This is a genomic window from Mycobacterium sp. NPDC004974, assembly GCF_053600815.1.
On the sequence record NZ_JBSGAQ010000009.1, the window covers coordinates 102,670 to 120,266 of the forward strand.

Annotated in this window: 13 protein-coding genes; 5 read left to right on the forward strand and 8 right to left on the reverse strand. The window is 66.6% G+C overall.

Features of this window, described 5'->3' with window-relative positions; all coding sequences use genetic code 11:
* Positions 1 to 58 precede the first annotated feature (58 nt).
* From ACWEFV_RS20445 to ACWEFV_RS20455, 3 genes are all read right to left on the reverse strand, one after another.
* Complete coding sequence (locus tag ACWEFV_RS20445; protein ID WP_450071485.1) at positions 59 to 1,525, reverse strand: glutamate synthase subunit beta; 1,467 nt, start codon at positions 1,523 to 1,525, stop codon at positions 59 to 61.
* Positions 1,518 to 6,107, reverse strand: coding sequence for a glutamate synthase large subunit (gene gltB, locus ACWEFV_RS20450; RefSeq protein ID WP_450071486.1), 4,590 nt, complete (start codon positions 6,105 to 6,107; stop codon positions 1,518 to 1,520). Before gltB ends, ACWEFV_RS20445 begins: the two co-directional genes overlap by 8 nt.
* 395 nt (positions 6,108 to 6,502) lie before the next feature.
* Positions 6,503 to 8,560 (reverse strand): heavy metal translocating P-type ATPase, encoded by a 2,058-nt coding sequence (locus ACWEFV_RS20455; protein ID WP_450071487.1) that lies wholly within the window; start codon positions 8,558 to 8,560, stop codon positions 6,503 to 6,505.
* 62 nt (positions 8,561 to 8,622) lie between these two features.
* On the opposite strand from ACWEFV_RS20455, the gene ACWEFV_RS20460 reads away from it, so the two are divergent.
* Positions 8,623 to 9,423, forward strand: coding sequence for a PaaI family thioesterase (locus tag ACWEFV_RS20460; RefSeq protein WP_450071488.1), 801 nt, complete (start codon positions 8,623 to 8,625; stop codon positions 9,421 to 9,423).
* 113 nt (positions 9,424 to 9,536) lie between these two features.
* Positions 9,537 to 10,310 (forward strand): aquaporin Z, encoded by a 774-nt coding sequence (aqpZ, locus tag ACWEFV_RS20465; protein WP_450071489.1) that lies wholly within the window; start codon positions 9,537 to 9,539, stop codon positions 10,308 to 10,310.
* Position 10,311: 1 nt separating this feature from the next.
* On the opposite strand, the gene ACWEFV_RS20470 is transcribed toward aqpZ, so the two are convergent.
* The 3 genes from ACWEFV_RS20470 to ACWEFV_RS20480 are packed head-to-tail and all read right to left on the reverse strand — an operon-like array spanning position 10,312 to position 12,443.
* Positions 10,312 to 11,136 carry a hydrolase gene (locus ACWEFV_RS20470; protein ID WP_450071490.1) on the reverse strand — a complete coding sequence of 275 codons (825 nt, stop codon included), beginning with the start codon at positions 11,134 to 11,136 and terminating at the stop codon, positions 10,312 to 10,314.
* 38 nt (positions 11,137 to 11,174) lie between these two features.
* Positions 11,175 to 12,074 (reverse strand): DNA-3-methyladenine glycosylase family protein, encoded by a 900-nt coding sequence (locus ACWEFV_RS20475; RefSeq protein WP_450071491.1) that lies wholly within the window; start codon positions 12,072 to 12,074, stop codon positions 11,175 to 11,177.
* Between the two features lie 9 nt (positions 12,075 to 12,083).
* Positions 12,084 to 12,443: a DUF427 domain-containing protein gene (locus ACWEFV_RS20480; protein ID WP_450071492.1), complete on the reverse strand. Its 360-nt coding sequence runs from the start codon at positions 12,441 to 12,443 to the stop codon at positions 12,084 to 12,086.
* Positions 12,444 to 12,534: 91 nt separating this feature from the next.
* On the opposite strand from ACWEFV_RS20480, the gene ACWEFV_RS20485 reads away from it, so the two are divergent.
* Together ACWEFV_RS20485 and ACWEFV_RS20490 are read left to right on the forward strand one after the other, a co-directional pair.
* Complete coding sequence (locus ACWEFV_RS20485; RefSeq protein WP_450071590.1) at positions 12,535 to 13,506, forward strand: aldo/keto reductase; 972 nt, start codon at positions 12,535 to 12,537, stop codon at positions 13,504 to 13,506.
* A gap of 20 nt (positions 13,507 to 13,526) precedes the next feature.
* On the forward strand, positions 13,527 to 13,982 hold the full coding sequence (locus tag ACWEFV_RS20490; protein WP_135459486.1) for an SRPBCC family protein: 456 nt from the start codon (positions 13,527 to 13,529) through the stop codon (positions 13,980 to 13,982).
* 17 nt (positions 13,983 to 13,999) lie between these two features.
* Here ACWEFV_RS20490 and ACWEFV_RS20495 read toward each other — a convergent pair whose 3' ends face one another.
* On the reverse strand, positions 14,000 to 15,502 hold the full coding sequence (locus ACWEFV_RS20495) for an HNH endonuclease signature motif containing protein (protein WP_450071493.1): 1,503 nt from the start codon (positions 15,500 to 15,502) through the stop codon (positions 14,000 to 14,002).
* A 232-nt stretch (positions 15,503 to 15,734) separates the two neighbouring features.
* On the opposite strand from ACWEFV_RS20495, the gene ACWEFV_RS20500 reads away from it, so the two are divergent.
* Positions 15,735 to 15,956 carry a hypothetical protein gene (locus ACWEFV_RS20500; RefSeq protein WP_450071494.1) on the forward strand — a complete coding sequence of 74 codons (222 nt, stop codon included), beginning with the start codon at positions 15,735 to 15,737 and terminating at the stop codon, positions 15,954 to 15,956.
* A gap of 88 nt (positions 15,957 to 16,044) precedes the next feature.
* Here ACWEFV_RS20500 and ACWEFV_RS20505 read toward each other — a convergent pair whose 3' ends face one another.
* Positions 16,045 to 17,421 (reverse strand): hypothetical protein, encoded by a 1,377-nt coding sequence (locus ACWEFV_RS20505; RefSeq protein WP_450071495.1) that lies wholly within the window; start codon positions 17,419 to 17,421, stop codon positions 16,045 to 16,047.
* Between the last annotated feature and the right edge of the window lie 176 nt (positions 17,422 to 17,597).

Consider the following 17,597-nt stretch of genomic DNA (forward strand, 5'->3'; position numbering starts at 1 on the left):
CCGAGCGAGCGACACCTGGAGATCGTAATCGGCCTCCGCAGGAGGCCGATTCACCAATTCAGCGCTGCGGCGCGGCAGTGGGCTTGATCGGCACCGGCAGGGCGGTCTTGCCCATCAGGTAGCGATCCACGCCCGCGGCAGCGGCCCGGCCTTCGGCGATCGCCCACACGATCAGCGACTGCCCGCGCCCCATGTCACCGGCCACGAACACGCCGGGTACCGAGGTCTGGAAGTTGTTGTCGCGCGAGACGTTTCCGCGGTCGGTCAGCTCGACACCGAGCCCCGTAAGGAGTCCGTCCTTTTCTGGACCAATAAAGCCCATGGCGAGCAGCACCAGGTCGGCCTTGAGCTCGAAGTCGGTCCCTTCGACCTTCTCGAACTTGCCGGCGTTCATCTTGACCTCGTGCGCGCGCAGGCCGGTCACGTGACCGTCGGCACCGGTGAATTCCTCGGTGTTGACCGAGAACACGCGGTCGCCGCCCTCTTCGTGAGCCGAGGACACCCGGAACATCAGCGGGTAGGTCGGCCACGGGGTCGAATCCGCGCGGGTCTCCGGGGGACGCGGCATGATCTCGAACTGGTGGATGTTGGCCGCGCCCTGACGGTGCGAGGTCCCCAGGCAGTCCGCGCCGGTGTCGCCGCCGCCGATGATGATGACGTGCTTGTCCTTGGCGGTGATCGGCGGCTGGCCGTTCTCGTCGAGGACGTCATCGCCGAACTGAACGCGGTTGGCCCAGGGCAGGAACTCCATGGCCTGGTGGATGCCGTCGAGCTCGCGGCCCGGGATCGGCAGATCGCGCCATGCGGTGGCACCGCCGGCCAGCACGACCGCGTCGTAGTTCAGCCGCAGCTGGGCCACCGTGATGTCGACGCCGACGTTGACGCCGGGACGGAACTGGGTGCCTTCGGCCGCCATCTGCTCCAGACGCCGGTCGATGTGGCGCTTTTCCATCTTGAACTCGGGGATGCCGTAGCGCAGCAGGCCACCGATGCGGTCGGCGCGCTCGAACACCGTGACGGTGTGGCCGGCCCGGGTGAGCTGCTGGGCAGCGGCCAGTCCGGCCGGTCCGGACCCGACGACGGCGACCTTCTTGCCGGTCTGCACGTCGGGCATCTTCGGAACGACCCAGCCCTGGTCGAAGGCGTTGTCGATGATCTCGACCTCGACCTGCTTGATGGTCACCGGATCCTGATTGATGCCCAGGACGCAGGAGGCCTCACACGGGGCGGGGCACAGCCGTCCGGTGAACTCCGGGAAGTTGTTGGTGGCGTGCAGTCGCTCGATCGCGTCGCGCCACCGGTCCCGGTACACCAGGTCGTTCCACTCGGGGATCAGGTTCCCCAGCGGGCAACCGTTGTGGCAGAACGGGATACCGCAGTCCATGCATCGCGATGCCTGGTCCTGCAGGGTCTCGTGGGAGAAGTCCTCGTAGACCTCTTTCCAGTCCTTCAGGCGCAGCGGAACCGGCCGGCGGGACGGAAGCTCTTTGGAGGTGTGCTTGAGGAAACCGCGCGGATCAGCCATTGGCGGCCGCCATGATCGCCTCGTCCACATTCACGCCGGCTTGTTCGGCCTCGGCGATAGCGGCCAGCACGCGCTTGTAGTCGCGCGGCATGACCTTCACAAAGTGCTTCAACTCGTTATCCCAATCAGATAGGACCCGTTGTCCCACAGCCGAATCGGTCGCATCGACGTGGGCGGTGAGAATGCCCTGCAGCCACTCGACATCAGCGGCCTCCAAAGCTTCCAGCTCCACCATCTCGGTGTTCAGGTTCTCGCCCAGCACGCCGGCCGGGTCGTAGACGTAGGCGACACCGCCGGACATGCCCGCCGCGAAGTTGCGGCCGGTGGGTCCGAGGATGACGACCTTGCCGCCGGTCATGTACTCGCAGCCGTGGTCGCCGACGCCCTCGACGACCGCGTGGGCGCCGGAGTTACGGACCGCGAACCGCTCGCCGACCTGGCCGCGCAGGAACGCCTCGCCGCTGGTGGCACCGAAGAGGACCACGTTGCCGGCGATGATGTTGTCCTCGGCGGCGAAATCGGCCGGTGCTGCGTCGTCCGGGCGGACCACGATGCGACCACCCGACAGGCCCTTGCCGACGTAGTCGTTGGCGTCGCCGTAGACCCGCAGCGTGATGCCCTTGGGCACGAACGCACCGAAGCTGTTGCCTGCCGACCCGTCGAACGTGATGTCGATGGTGCCGTCCGGAAGCCCCTGTCCGCCATAAGCCTTGGTGACCTCGTGGCCGAGCATGGTGCCCACCGTGCGGTTGACGTTGGTGATTTTTGTTGAAAATCGGACGGGCGAAGCGGAATCCAGGGCCTCGCGGCTCTGGGTGATCAGCTGCTGATCCAGCGCCTTGTCCAGGCCGTGGTCCTGACGCGAGCTGCAGTACAGGTCCTGGTTCATGAACGCCGACTCGGGCTCGTACAGCACCGGCGTCAGGTCCAGCTTGTGAGCCTTCCAGTGCTCGGCGGCCTTGGTGGTGTCCAGCGCGCCGGCCTGGCCGACCATCTCGTTGACGGTGCGGAAGCCCAACTGCGCCATGAGTTCCCGGACTTCTTCGGCGATGAACATGAAGAAGTTCTCGACGAACTCGGGCTTGGCGTTGAACCGCTGCCGCAGCACCGGGTTCTGGGTGGCCACACCCACCGGGCAGGTGTCGAGGTGGCAGACGCGCATCATGATGCAGCCCGCCACCACCAGTGGAGCGGTGGCGAAGCCGAACTCCTCGGCGCCCAGCAGCGCGGCGACCACCACGTCGCGGCCGGTCTTGAGCTGACCGTCGACCTGGACCACGATGCGGTCACGCAGGCCGTTGAGCAGCAGGGTCTGCTGCGTCTCGGCCAGGCCCAGCTCCCACGGCGCACCGGCGTGCTTCTGCGACGTCAGCGGGGTGGCACCGGTACCGCCGTCGTGGCCGGAGATCAGCACCACGTCGGCGTGCGCCTTGGAGACGCCCGCGGCGACCGTTCCGACGCCGTTCTCCGAAACCAGCTTCACATGCACACGCGCAGCCGGGTTGGCGTTCTTCAGGTCGTGGATCAGCTGCGCCAGATCCTCGATCGAGTAGATGTCGTGGTGCGGCGGCGGCGAGATCAGGCCGACACCCGGGGTCGAGTGCCGCACCTCGGCCACCCACGGGTACACCTTGTGCCCCGGAAGCTGGCCGCCCTCACCAGGTTTCGCACCCTGGGCCATCTTGATCTGAATATCGGAGCAGTTGGTCAGGTAGTGACTGGTCACGCCGAACCGGCCGGAGGCCACCTGCTTGATGGCGCTGCGGCGCCAGTCACCGTTCTCGTCCGGCTCGAAGCGGTTGACGCTTTCGCCGCCCTCACCCGAGTTCGACCGGGCGCCAAGGCGGTTCATCGCGATGGCCAGGGTCTCGTGTGCCTCGGCCGAGATCGAGCCGTAGCTCATGGCACCGGTGGAGAAACGCTTGACGATCTCGGCGGCGGACTCGACCTCGTCAATGGAGATCGGCTGGCGCACGGCGTCGTCACCGGTACGGAACTTCAGCAGGCCGCGCAGCGAGGCCATCCGCTCACTCTGGTCGTCGACCAGCGCGGTGTACTCCTTGAAGATCGAGTACTGACCGGTGCGGGTGGAGTGCTGGAGCTTGAACACCGTGTCCGGGTTGAACAGGTGATACTCGCCCTCACGGCGCCACTGGTACTCGCCGCCGACCTCGAGCTCGCGGTGGGCGCGCTCGTCGGGACGGTCCAGGAAGGCCAGCGAGTGACGCGCGGCGACGTCGGCGGCGATGTCCTCGAGGTCGATACCGCCCACGGGGCAACTCAGCCCGGTGAAGTACTGGTCGAGCACGCCCTGGGAGATGCCGATGGCCTGGAACAGCTGCGCACCGGTGTAGGAGGCCAGGGTGGAGATGCCCATCTTGGACATCACCTTGAGCACGCCCTTGCCTGCGGCCTTGACGTAGTTGGCCTTGGCTTTATCGCTGCTGATTCCGGCGATCACGCCCCGGTCGACCATGTCCTCGATCGACTCGAACGCCATGTACGGGTTGACCGCGGCGGCACCGAAGCCGCACAGCATCGCCATGTGGTGCACCTCGCGGGCGTCACCGGCCTCGACCACCAGGCCGACCTTGGTGCGCGTGCGCTCGCGGACCAGGTGGTGGTGCACCGCGGCCACGGACAGCAGCGACGGGATCGGCGCCATGGTCTCGTTGGATTCGCGGTCCGACAGCACGATGATGCGGGCGCCCTCGCGGATCGCCTCCGAGACCTTGGCGCGGACGTTGTCCAGCGCTTCTTTGAGTCCCTGTCCGCCCCGGTTGACCGGGTACAGGCAGCGGATCACCGCGGCCCGCATGCCGTGCTTGTGGCCCCGGACCTCGTGGTCGGGATCGACGCAGATCAGCTTGGACAGGTCGGCGTTGCGCAGGATCGGCTGCGACAGCACGATCTGCCGGCACGATTCCGGACCGGGGTTGAGCAGGTCGCCTTCGGGTCCGATCACGCCCTGCAGGCTGGTGACCACCTCTTCCCGGATGGCGTCCAGCGGCGGGTTGGTGACCTGGGCGAACAGCTGCTGGAAGTAGTCGAACAGCATCCGCGGCCGCGCCGAGAGGATGGCGACCGGGGTGTCGGTGCCCATGGAGCCCAGGGCCTCGGCACCGGTGCGCGCCATGGGCGCCACCAGCAGGTTCAGCTCCTCGTAGGTGTAGCCGAAGATCTGCTGGCGCAGGACCACGCGGTGGTGCGGCATCCGGACGTAGTCACCCGGCGGCAGCTCGTCGAGGGGGAACAGGCCCGCCTCGATCCATTCCTGGTAGGGCTGCTCACTGGCCAACTGAGCCTTGATCTCCTCGTCGGAGACGATGCGGCCCTGGGCGGTGTCCACCAGGAACATCCGGCCGGGCTGCAGGCGCAGCTTCTGGACCACCGTGGAGGGGTCGAGCGGCAGGACGCCGGCTTCGGACGCCATCACGACGAGACCGTCGTCGGTCACCCAGATGCGGGAGGGGCGCAGGCCGTTGCGGTCCAGCACGGCGCCGATGACGGTGCCGTCGGTGAAGCAGACCGATGCCGGTCCGTCCCAGGGCTCCATCAGCGAGTCGTGGAATTCGTAGAAGGCGCGGCGCGCGGGATCCATCGACTCGTGGCGTTCCCACGCCTCGGGGATCATCATCAGCACGGCGTGCGGCAGGCTGCGGCCACCGAGGTGCAGCAGTTCGAGCACCTCGTCGAAGCGCGCGGTGTCCGACGCGCCGGGGGTACAGACCGGGACGATCTTGTCGAGTCCGTCGGTGCCGAACACGTCGGTGCGGATGAGCGCCTCGCGTGCGCGCATCCAGTTCTCGTTGCCGGTGACGGTGTTGATCTCGCCGTTGTGGGCGATCCGCCGGAACGGGTGGGCCAGCGGCCAGGACGGGAACGTGTTGGTGGAAAAGCGGGAGTGCACGATGCCCAGTGCGCTGGTCATCCGCTCGTCCTGCAGGTCCAGGTAGAAAGCCTTGAGCTGCGGGGTGGTCAGCATGCCCTTGTAGACGAAGGTCTGACCGGAAAGGCTCGGGAAGTACACGGTCTCGCGACCGGGGCCGTCCTGGCCCGGCCCCTTGGTGCCAAGCTCGTGTTCGGCCCGCTTCCGGATGACGTACGCCTTGCGCTCCAGGTCCATGTCGGAGGCTCCGCCGATGAACAGCTGCCGGAAGGTCGGCATGGCGTCGCGCGCCAGTGCGCCGAGCGAGGAGTCGTCGGTGGGCACCTCACGCCAGCCCAGCACCTGCAGGCCCTCGGCTTCGACGATCTTCTCGACGGCTTCGGCTGCCGCGGATGCATCGCGCGATGACTGCGGCAGGAAGGCGATGCCGGTGGCGTAGCTGCCGGCCTCGGGGAGCTCGAAGTCGACCACCTCGCGCAGGAACGAATCCGGGACCTGCAGCAGGATGCCTGCGCCGTCGCCGGTGTTCGGTTCTGCACCCTGGGCACCGCGGTGCTCCAGATTCACCAGTGCTGTGATCGCCTTGTCCACGATGTCCCGGCTGCGGCGACCATGGATGTCTGCCACCATTGCCACACCACACGCATCGTGTTCATATGCGGGGTTGTACAGCCCGACCTTGTTGGGCGCCATTCCCACCTTGCCCTTCAACACGCTTCTACGAAGAAGCCGGCTCGGCGTGGGTGGCCTCCGTGCAGCACTGGACGACGGCTATGTCCCACACGCCATAAGTGGAGAAAACGATAAGGCAACTACCGGGGCAGATGCCAACTTAGCTAAGCCTAACGATACTCCGCCGGCGGCTTTTACCCCTGACGATAGATGCGCCGCAGAAAATGCGAATCATCCTGCAGCCCTTGATATTTCATGCATTCCCACCAGAGGGACCCCCACCCCCCATTGGGGCCATCCACTACCTCAGTCGTCGATTTTGTTTGCTACATATTCATATATGTGCCGTTATAGTGCTGTTATACGTGCGATTGAAATTTGCGAGAAAGCTTAGTCAGATTCTTAGATTTGCATCGTCAACGTCCCGAGACCCGCGCAACGCTGCGCACGCCGGCCTCGGGCCGCAGGTCGAGGCGACGTAGCGACTGCGCATTGAGTGCCACGACAACCGTCGACGCTGACATCAATATCGCCCCGATGGACATCGGCATTACAAAACCGAGCGGAGCGGCCACGCCGGCCGCCAGCGGGACCGAGATCAGGTTGTAACCCGCTGCCCACCAAAGGTTTTGCTTCATCTTCCGGTAGGACTGCCGGGACAGCTCGATCACCGAGAGCACCGATCGCGGATCCGAGCTCGCCAGAATGACACCCGCCGAGGCGATGGCGACATCGGTCCCCGCGCCGATGGCGATGCCGACGTCCGCCGCGGCCAACGCGGGTGCATCGTTGACGCCATCGCCGACCATGGCCACCTTCAAGCCTTCGTGCTGGAGTTCGGCGACCTTGGCGGCCTTGTCTTCAGGCCGTACACCTGCGAATACGCGGTCGATACCCAGCTCAGAGGCCACCGCGGAGGCCACTGGAGCGGCGTCACCAGTGATCATCACCACTTCGATGCCCAGATCGTGCAGGGCGTCGACGGCCTGCCGGGATTCCGGCCGGATCTCGTCGGCCAGCGCCAGGGCACCGACCGGCTCCCCGTCGACCAGTACGTGCAGCACGGTGGCGCCGGCCCAGTGTGCGGTGCCCGCAAGGGCGGCTTGCCCGGCTTGTTCGAGCAGTGCCGGCCCGCCGACCCGCACCCGCTGTCCACCGACCAGTGCGCTGACCCCGACCGCCGGCGAGGAGCTGAAGTCGCTTGCCGTAGGGACGTCGAGGCCGCGGTCCTGCGCCGCAGCGACGATGGCGCGGGCCAGCGGGTGTTCGGAATCCGCCTCGGCGGCCGCGGCCAACGCCAGCACGTCGTTCTCCGGGCGGTCCGTGACCGCCACCGCGGTGACGGCCGGCTCACCCTTGGTGAGGGTCCCGGTCTTGTCGAACAGCACCGCGCCGACAGTGCGCATGGTTTCCAGCGCCAGACGGTCCTTGATCAGCACGCCGCCCCGGGCGGCCCGCTCGGTCGCGATGGACACCACCAGCGGGATGGCCAAGCCGAGCGCATGGGGGCACGCGATGACCAGCACCGTGATCGTGCGGACCACCGCCTGGTCGGGTTCGCCCAGCAAGGTCCACGCCAGCGCGGTCAGCAACGCTGATCCCAGCGCGAACCAGAACAGCCAGCCCGCGGCCCGGTCGGCCAGGCGCTGCGCCCGCGACGAGGAGTTGATCGCCTCGCCGACCAGCCGTTGGATGCCGGCCAGCGCGGTGTCGTCGCCGACGGCCGTCACCCGGATCCGGAGTCCGGAGTCGGTGGCGACGGTGCCCGCGACGACGTCGTCACCCATGCCTCGGCGCACGGTCCGCGACTCTCCGGTGACCATCGACTCGTCCATATCGGCGGCACCGTCGACGATGCGGCCGTCGACGGGCACACTGCCGCCCGGCCGGACGATCACCAGGTCGCCGACCTGTAGATCCGCCGGGGCCACGGTCACCACCTGCTCGGCATCGCCATCGTTCTCGACGCGCTCGGCCTCGTCGGGCAGCAGCGCGGCCAGCGAGTCGAGTGCCGAGGTGGTCTGGGCCAGCGACCGCATCTCGATCCAGTGGCCCAGCAGCATGATCACGATCAGCAGCGCGAGCTCCCACCAGAAGTCCAGTTGGTGGTGCAGCACGCCGAGGCTCGCACCCCACGACGCGACGAAGGCGACCGTGATCGCCAATCCGATCAACAGCATCATTCCCGGTGCGCGCGAACGTATTTCACTGACGGCGCCGGTCAGGAACGGTCGGCCGCCCCACACGTACATGACCGTGCCGAGCAACGGGGAGATCCAACGCGCTCCGGGGAAGTCCGGGAGGTCGTAGCCGAGGAGCATCGCGAACATCGGCGAAAGCGCCACCGTCGGCACGGCGAGGGCCGTCATGACCCAGAACAGGCTCCGGAACTGGGCGACATGGTCGCCGTGGCCCGCATGCCCCGTGTGACCGGTGTGTTCGTGCTCGTGCATCGCGTGTTCGGTCGTGGTCATGTCGCCACTGTATACCCCTAGGGGGTATCTGGCTACCGTGATGGGCGTAACTGTTGACGGCGATGCACTATCCGCTGAACACCCCGCTGGGCCGCATGGGCGTACAAACCCTTGAGGAGAGCCCGAACCGCTGCGTGGCCTCCATACCCGTGGGCGGTCTACTCAATCCGCTGACGCACGTACCGACGCTGGCCCCACTGGCGATGCTCGTCGACCACATCGGCGGCCTGGTCAACCACCTCCGCCGTGATGACGACGAGTGGACGGTGTCCAGCGAGCTGGCCATCGAGCTCACCCCGCACGCGCTTGAGCTCGTCACGGCAGCGCCCGAGGAGCCGGTGGTGGCGACCGCGCGGCCGTTCGGCCCGAAGGGCACGGGTTCGTTGAGCCTCTCCGAGCTGACGCATGGCGGCCAGTTGATCGGGACGGCAACGGTGCGGTCCTTCCACATCCACGCCCCGGGGCACGTCGTCGCGTGGCCCTCCGAGTCGACGGAGGGAACGCCGCCCGCCGCACTGGAAGACCGCATGTCGGTCGAGGTCGCCGAGACCGGCGGCCGGACCGCGGCGTTACGGCAGCTGCCAGATCCCGTTGTCAACAACAGCATCGGCATCGTGCACGGCGGGGTGTCCGCGGCGGCACTCGAACTCGTGGGCTCCGCCGCTCTCAGCGACGGGACCGGTGCGCCCTGGCATACCGCGTCATTGCGGGTCAACTATCTGCGCCAGTTCCGCGGCGGCAACGAATCCCGTTATGAGGCACGGGCATTGCGTACCGGTCGAAGTTCCGGGGTCGCCGACGCGCAGGCCATCGGCGACGACGGCGCGGTCGCCCTGGTGGCCCGGCTGACCGCTTATCGCTGATTTCGGCACGGCAACGTAAATTTCACTCTGCAATCAATTTCACAACAACGATGCTGCCATTGCGCACTGGCGTGAAACCCTCCGGATGAACCACATCTACGGAGGAGTTCGCCATGAGTACGCCAACAATGTCACATCGATTGGCAGCCGAATTCATCGGGACGTTCTGGCTGGTCCTGGGCGGTTGCGGTAGCGCGGTGTTCGCCGCGAAGTTTCTCTCCGACAGCTTCTCCGTGGGGATCGGTTTCCTCGGGGTCGCCCTCGCGTTCGGCCTGACCGTGTTGACCGGGGTGTACGCCTTCGGCACCATCTCGGGCGGGCACTTCAATCCGGCGGTCACGCTGGGCGCCGCGCTGGCCCGCCGGGTCGAGTGGGCAGCCGTTGTGCCGTACTGGATTTCACAGGTTGTCGGCGGTCTGGTGGCCGGCCTGGTGATCTACGTGATCGCCAGCGGCAAGGACGGTTGGTCCGCCACCGGGAACATGGCCGCCAACGGTTACGGCGAGCACTCCCCCGGCGGATATTCACTGGCCGCGGTCCTTCTCGCCGAGGTGATCCTCACCGCGATTTTCCTGCTGGTCATCTTGGGTTCTACCGATGACCGCGCGCCGAAGGGCTTTGCCGGACTGGCGATCGGGCTCACCCTGACGCTGATCCACCTGATCTCGATCCCGATCTCCAACACCTCGGTCAACCCGGCCCGTTCCACAGCGGTCGCCTTCTTCAACGGCAACGGCGCGCCTGCGCAGCTGTGGGCGTTCTGGCTGGCCCCACTGGTCGGTGCGGCCATCGCCGGGCTGGCCTACTCGTTCCTGTTCGGTGTCGCCGACGAACTGGCCGACCGGCCGGTGCGCGAGGACGCCTTGGACCACCCGCGCGACCGCTAAATCAGGTCAAGTGGTCGAATTCACCACTGACCCAACGAATATGAGTCTCCGCTGACCGGTGCACTACATCCTTGGCGGCGCTGTCTATCTCATCGCCGCCAAGGGTGTAGAGCCGGTCATAGTCGTATTCGTCGAGCCGGTTCACGATCCGCCGCACCACCGCGGCCGACAGCGGGACGTGCTTGGGGAAGTTCCGTTGGAACGACACCCAGTTCCGCGCCAGTCCACCGGAGATGGTGTCCCCGACCAGCAGGGTGCCGTCGGCCGCGAGCGCCACCGAACTCCCCCGCATGTGGCCGCCGACGTGTATCAGCCGCAGTCCAGGTAGTGGTTCGCACTGTTTGTTCCACAGTTGAATCAGCGGATCCTGAGTGGGAAGCCACTCTGCGTCAAGGGCATTCACGTACACCGGGACTCCCCCGAACGCGCTGCTCCAACTGAGTTGCGCGCCGAACATGTGGGGATGACTGGCAGCGACGGCGTCAACACCGCCGAGGCCGTGAACGAGGCCGATGATCTCGTCATCCAGATAGCTCGGCGAATCCCACAGGAGGTTTCCGTGGGCGGTCTGCACCAGGAACGACCGGTGTCCGATGGCGAACTTGGGCGCCCTGCGCAGGCTGTGCACTCCGCGGCCGTGGTCGACGTGTTCGGTGTGGTGTGGCTGGGCCGCCAGTTCATCCAGCGTGGTCCAGGTGCCGTGCGGCGGCAGGTCGCCACGTTCTTCGATCGAAACCGTCTCGGAGGTCAGTATGCAGCTGCTCGCGGGTTCGGTGTCGGAATCCTGATGTTCCACACCACATCCCGTGCAAATCCAGGTAGGCATGACCCCAGACTGGCACCTCAACCATGGTTCAGGTCAAGCTACAGCGTGCGCAGGTTCGGAATCGCCTGACGCGCACCGAAACGCGGATTGTGCGCCAGTCCGCTGGCTTCCAGCAGTCGAACCGCCCGCTGCCGATGCGGGCGCAGTGGTTCGAGCAGCTCCACCATCGCTTCGTCATCGATCGGGTGGCCGAGGAGAGTGCGCCCCACCATCGTCGCCAAGTGATAGTCCCCCACCGACAGTGCATCGGCGTCACCGAAGGCACGTTGCACGGTTTCGGCTGCCGTCCATTCGCCGACGCCGGGCAGTGACCGCAGCGCCGTGACAGCCCGTTCGGCGGTGAGCCGCTCGAGGGCGTCGGCGCGCTGCGCGCACCCGACGATCGTGCGGGCCCGGCCCGGATCCACGTTGGCCCGGTGAAATTCCCACGACGGGATGCGCCGCCATGCCTCCGGGGTGGGCGGCACCCGCATCCCGACCGGCGCCGGTCCCGGGGCCGGGGCGCCGTACTTTGTCACCAACCACCGCCAGGCCCGCCAGGCGTCCATGCCCGAGACCCGCTGCTCGATGATCGCGGGCACCAAGGCTTCAAGTACCCGGCCGCTGCGGCCGAGACGCAGATGCGGCACCCGCCGGTGGGCCTCGGCGATCGTCGGCTCGACGGGGGCAAAACCGGTGGCGTCATCGTCTGCACCCACCAGCGCCGCGAATCCATCCAGAAACTCTGCGCTGCCGGCACCCCACGCCTCGCCGTCGACGGTATCGGGGGCCGATTTGGTGATCCGCACCGTGACCGGACCGGTATTCATCGCACTGGTGTGCCAGATCGCACCGTCGGCACCGACCCGGTTGCACGGGTCACCGCCGCCGCGCCGCCACGGGGCCAGCGTCAGGCCCGGGCTGGCCGGACCCTCGAATACGACGCTGGTTGAGGGCACCGCACCAGATTAGGCCAGGGCGATGTCCGCTTTGTCCGGGTAGAACGCCAGGTGACCGGCGATTTCAGCGACGGCCGGATACGGCTGCTCATATGTCCAGACCGCGTCCTCGACCCCGCCGACGTGGTAATAGTTCGCCTCGCCCTTGAATGGACAGTAGGTGGTGGTGGCACTGCGGGTCAGTGTCTCGGACACCGCGTCGGCGCGGGGGATGTAATACACCGCCGGGTAGGTCGACTCCTGCAGGGTCAGGGCGTCATCGGTCTGCGCGACGATCGCGCCGCCGATGGTGACGGTGACCCGACGTCCGGTCGGGGTGATGGCGATGGGGTGGGCTGCGCTGGGCTGCAGCACCTGGCGCTCGGTCATATGCGTGACAACGTCGAGGTGCCGCCACCGATTCCCACCAGGCTTCCTGGCGAGCCCAGCAGGAGCCGGGTTCACTGGGGTGATGGGAACATTGCAGAACGCGCAGTTGGGTGAGCTCGAGGTGGCCCGGATCGGTCTGGGCACGATGGGCATGTCGTTCGCGTACGGCAGCGCGGGCCGCGACGACGCCGAGTCCATCCGCACCATTCATCGGGCGATCGACCTCGGCGTCACCCTCATCGATACCGCCGAGGTCTACGGCCCGTACGTCAACGAAGAGTTGGTTGGCCAGGCACTGCAGGGCCGACGCGACAAGGTGGTGCTCGCCACCAAGTTCGGGGTGATCTCCCACACCGGCCGCGACGGGGCGGACAGCAGCCCGGCCAATATCCGCACCGCGGTGGAGGGGTCGTTGCGCCGGCTCGGCACCGATCACATCGATCTCTATTACCAGCACCGACTGGACCGAGACACCCCGATCGAGGAGACCGTCGGTGCGCTCGCCGAACTCGTCGCCGAGGGGAAGGTGGGCCATATCGGGTTGTCCGAGGTGGGCGTCGAGACCATCCGGCGGGCCCATGCGGTCCATCCGATCGCCGCACTGCAGTCGGAGTACTCGTTGTTCACCCGCGATCCCGAGGACGGGATCCTGGATGTGCTGCGCGAGAACGGTATCGGCTTTGTCGCGTACTCACCGCTGGGACGTGGTTTCCTCACCGGGCAGATCCGGTCCATCGACGATCTGGCCGCTGACGACACCCGCCGGGACAATCCCCGATTCACCGGTGAGAACTTCGCGGCGAATCTGCGCCTCGCCGACGAGGTGCGGGCAATCGCCGAAGCCTCGGGTGCGACGCCGGGTCAGGTCGCGCTCGCCTGGCTGCTGTCCCGCGGCCCCGATATCGTGCCGATCCCCGGAACCAAACGTATCGAGCGGTTGGAGGAGAACGTCGCCGCCGATTCCGTGACGCTCAGCGCCGAGCAGTTGTCCAGGCTGGACAACCTCGCCCCGGCTGCCGGTGCCCATCACAGCGAGGCTCAGATGCGGATGATCGACCGGTAGCCCGGGACTACGATCGGCCCATGACCGCGCCTGTGAAAGCCACCGTGTCGATCGCTGCCGACCCCGCAGCGGTGTATGCACTGATCACCGACCTGTCCACCCTGGCCGCGCTCGCCGAGGAGGCGCATGCGATGGAGTGGCAGAAGGGCACTTCCGCCACTCCTGGTTCGGTTTTCAAGGGGCACAACCGCAATGGCTCCAAAGCCTGGAGCACCACCTGCACCGTTACCGATGCCGAACCGGGCAAGACATTCGCCTTCGACGTGAAGTCCCTGGTGTTCCCGGTCGCGCACTGGCGCTACGACATCGTCGCTGCCGAAGGCGGGTGCACGGTGACCGAGTCCACCTGGGATCGCCGCGCGGGCTGGTTCAAGAAGGTCGCGGGTCTGGCCACCGGGGTCCCCGACCGCGATGGTGCCAATGCCGAGCACATCCAGCTCACCCTGCAGCGGCTCAAGGAGCGCGCCGAGGCTTGATGTCCACCCCGCCTACCTCAGAAGGGTGGCGGTGGTCCGTATTCTTCGGCGAGCCAGGCTTGGTAGTCGCGTTCGAATTCGAGGTCGTTGTTGAGTTCGGCGCGTAGCCGTCGTTCGGCGTTGATCCGGTCTCGGCGGTCTTGTTCGCGGGTTTGGCGGCGGGTCGGCATCCTCGCGCCCCGGTTCGGGTGGTGGGCCGGCGGTTCGGGGAGGTTCAGCTCCCCGGTCGGCTCAGCCAGCATCGGGAACATGCCGGCCCCGTGCGGTTCAGTGGTGTAGGTGTGCCCCGTCGGTGCGGTGAATTCGACAGTGCCATCGGGGAATTGGCGGTCCGACCAGCCCGCGCAGAAGGTCTTGACCAAGTGGTGGGCGCGGCAGTAGAGCTTGTTGTTCGAGGGATGCGTCGGACCCAGCGGGTAGGGCATCGTGTGGTCGATGTCGCAGCGCTCGACGGGGGCGTCACAGCCCGGGAACCGACAGGTGAGGTCCCGCCAGCGGATGAACTCCGAGAGCGCCACCGATGGGCGATACCCGGGCTCACCGGCATCGGAGTCGGCGGGTTGGGGTGGCTCGGTGGCTTCGGTGGGCTCAGCCGCGTCAGGCGACTCGCTGGGTTCTGCAGGTTGGTTGGGCACGTGCAGCGGCTTGATCTTCGCGGTGGCGGCCAGGTCGCGCACCGACTCGGCGGGCAGGATCCCGTGCCCCGGCAGGTATCCCGGATCATCCGAGCTGCCGTCGACGGTGGCCCGATCGGCCAGCACATGAACCACCGCCGCATCGGCCGCGGCCCGCTTCCGCGCCGCGGGGCACTCGTCACGACCACACCGGCAGGCCAGTTGGGATTCCAACCGGGCCAACGGGCCCACCGCATCCGCGCGACGCTGCTCACGAGTGCGTGGATCATGCTCACACACCGTCGCCGCCAGCGCGTTCAGGCGTTGATCCAAGGCGGTCCCGTCGGCGGCATCCAGGTTGGCCCACACCGTCGCCTTGCCCGGGCTGCCCGCCTCGACCTGCACGAACCGCTCCTCAGCCACATCCGGGGGTACCCGCACCCCATTCGGATCCAGTTTGGCGATCCACTGATCCACCCGGTCCCGCAACTGCCGCTGCGAAAACCGCATCCATCGGTGTGCCCGCGCCGCCAGTTCGGCATCCAGCCCGGCCCAGACTGCAGGATCCACGATGCCGGTGCGGGCAATGATCGTGCACACCACCCGATAATCGATATCCCCGACAGCGAACCGCGCCGCCACCAACGGCAGCTTGTCTCGCAACACCCGAGCATGATGAACCTGAGTCGCCGCCCGCCCCCGACTGATCCGCAACGCCGCCGAGACCTCCGCGGCGACTTCTTCGAACGGATCGGTCCGCCACAAAATGCTCTCGACCAACTCCTGTTCCCGCAGGCTGTCCAACGCCCCGATCGCGGCCAACCGTGCCGCGATCGCCACCGACTCCGCCCGCGCCGCACCACTGATCCTGTCGATCAGCTCCGCATCGGAATCGATATCGAACATACGTTCGATTATGCCACCACCCACCGACAACATCGGTCAGATCGCAGCAGTGCATTTGCGCTCCCTCGGGGGCGCGGGCACCGATGGATTCTGCTGAACATGCTTCTTTCTGCCATGAGGCGGTCAATTTCTGCCATCGGAAATTGTCCGGCTGACCTCTCGGTTTGGACAGTCATACCGGCACAGAGCGCACCAGAAATCGACAGCCGGACGAGGCAGGAAGAAGCAGGAAATGAAGAAGTTCGGATTCGCCGTCATCGCCGCCAGTGGATTGAGCGCAGGGGTTCTGGGCTTGGCCGCACCGGCACTGGCCGCCGAGCCCGCCCACGTCGCGGCCCCCAGCACCGTCACCGTCTCAGCGGGTGTCGACCACCTGGATTGGCTCGACCAGATCCACCCCAAGCCGATGGTTCCCAAGGTGGACAACACTGTTCGCCACAGCGGCGTCCGCTGACACCGGCAGACAAAGAGGGGCAGCCCGGAACGGGCTGCCCCTCTTCGCTTTTCATCCCCCCAGATTTGGCGCCCTTACGCAGTAAGGACTACTTGCTGTCGTGCGACCCGGAGGCCTGACCCGCGCCGGCCGGCTTCTTGCTCGACGCGCCCGAAGCCGGGGAGTCGGTACGGTCACCAGCCTTGCCCTTCAGCTTGGCCGTCACCGTGTCCTTCAACTTGGCCGCCAACTTGCTGGACGGCATCGCACTGACGTTCGGCTTGAGCGCCGACCGAACCGCACCGGAGACCGGCGAATCAACCTTCGCGACAGGCGATTTGACGGTGACAGCATCGTCCGTCGGGTCCGCTGCGAGCTTGGCGACAACGCCCGGCGCGGCGTCGGTGGCGGTATCGGCCTTGACGTTGAGCGTCACCGCATTGGTCGCTGACGTTGTCAGTGAGGGCACCGATGCCGGATCCGACGGTGCGTTGGCAGCGGGAGCCTTGGCGGTGAGGGCCTTGGGAGCCGACACGGTGTCCAGCGTGGCCGTTGCGCCGGCCGGAACGCCCAGTCCGGCACCGATCGCGGCGACAAGCTTGTTGACGCTATCCGTCAGGGAGGCGAACCCCGCGTCCAAGGTTCCACCCTTGAAAATGTTCTGCGCTCCGGGCGCCACGATGCCTGCCGCGATCAGCTGAGGAATGCGGGTGGTGAGCTGGCCGAGAAGTCCGGTCGGGCTCATGAGCCCCCCGGTCGGGTTGTTCAGCACATCGCCCACCATCAGGCCGGGAATGTTTGCCACATTTTCCAGAACACCCAGTGCATCACCCTCCTTGGCGGAGTCGACCGCACCCTGCAGTCCGTCAGCAATCGCCGTCCCAGCGCCGAGGAATGCGGAAAGCGCCGCAGTGCCGACCGCGCTCAAACCGCTACTGGCCAGTACTTTCACCGTCGCGGCCATGTTCGTGAGCATGTACGCCGGGATGTTGGCGATGTTCGTCAGCGGTGCGACCAACAGGAATCCGGCGGAGACCAGCTTGCTGAAGATCGAGGTCCACGCCGCCTTGATATTGCCCTGCTGAAGGTTGCTGAGGAGGGCGTCAATGAAGGCGGGGTCGGTCAGCTGACCACCGATCCGGTCAATGGTGGTGATCTCGGAGGTCATCGACTTGGTGATGATCTGGGCGTAGTTCAGCCAGTTGGCGGCAACCTGTTGCACGAGCGGGGCCGGCCGGGCCTGCCAGTTGTTGGCGACGGTCTGCACGTTGGCAGCGGTCACCTGCAGCGCCTCGACCAGGGTCTCGAACGGATTCACCTGCGCCACAAGCTGTGTGGCTGCGGTGCTCATCTTGACGGGATCAGGGAGCTGAGCCGCCTGCGGCATCAACCCGATGGATGCTGCGGCGATAGCAGTTGCGCCGACCAGGGCGATGCCCTTGGAGTTGCGTTGACCTGAACTGTTGGGTCGAACAGCTACGTACATTGAGCGGCTCCTTGCCGACCGAGGGGGGATGTGACCGGGACAACATACTCCCTAGTTACCGGTCGGTAACACTTGGATCCAGAAAGGCGATCTACGCCATTGCGCATCTTGGCAGGTCAGGCGGCTGAAAATGTCAGCGAAAATTGATTTCGGAAAGACTCGCCAGATCTGGGCGG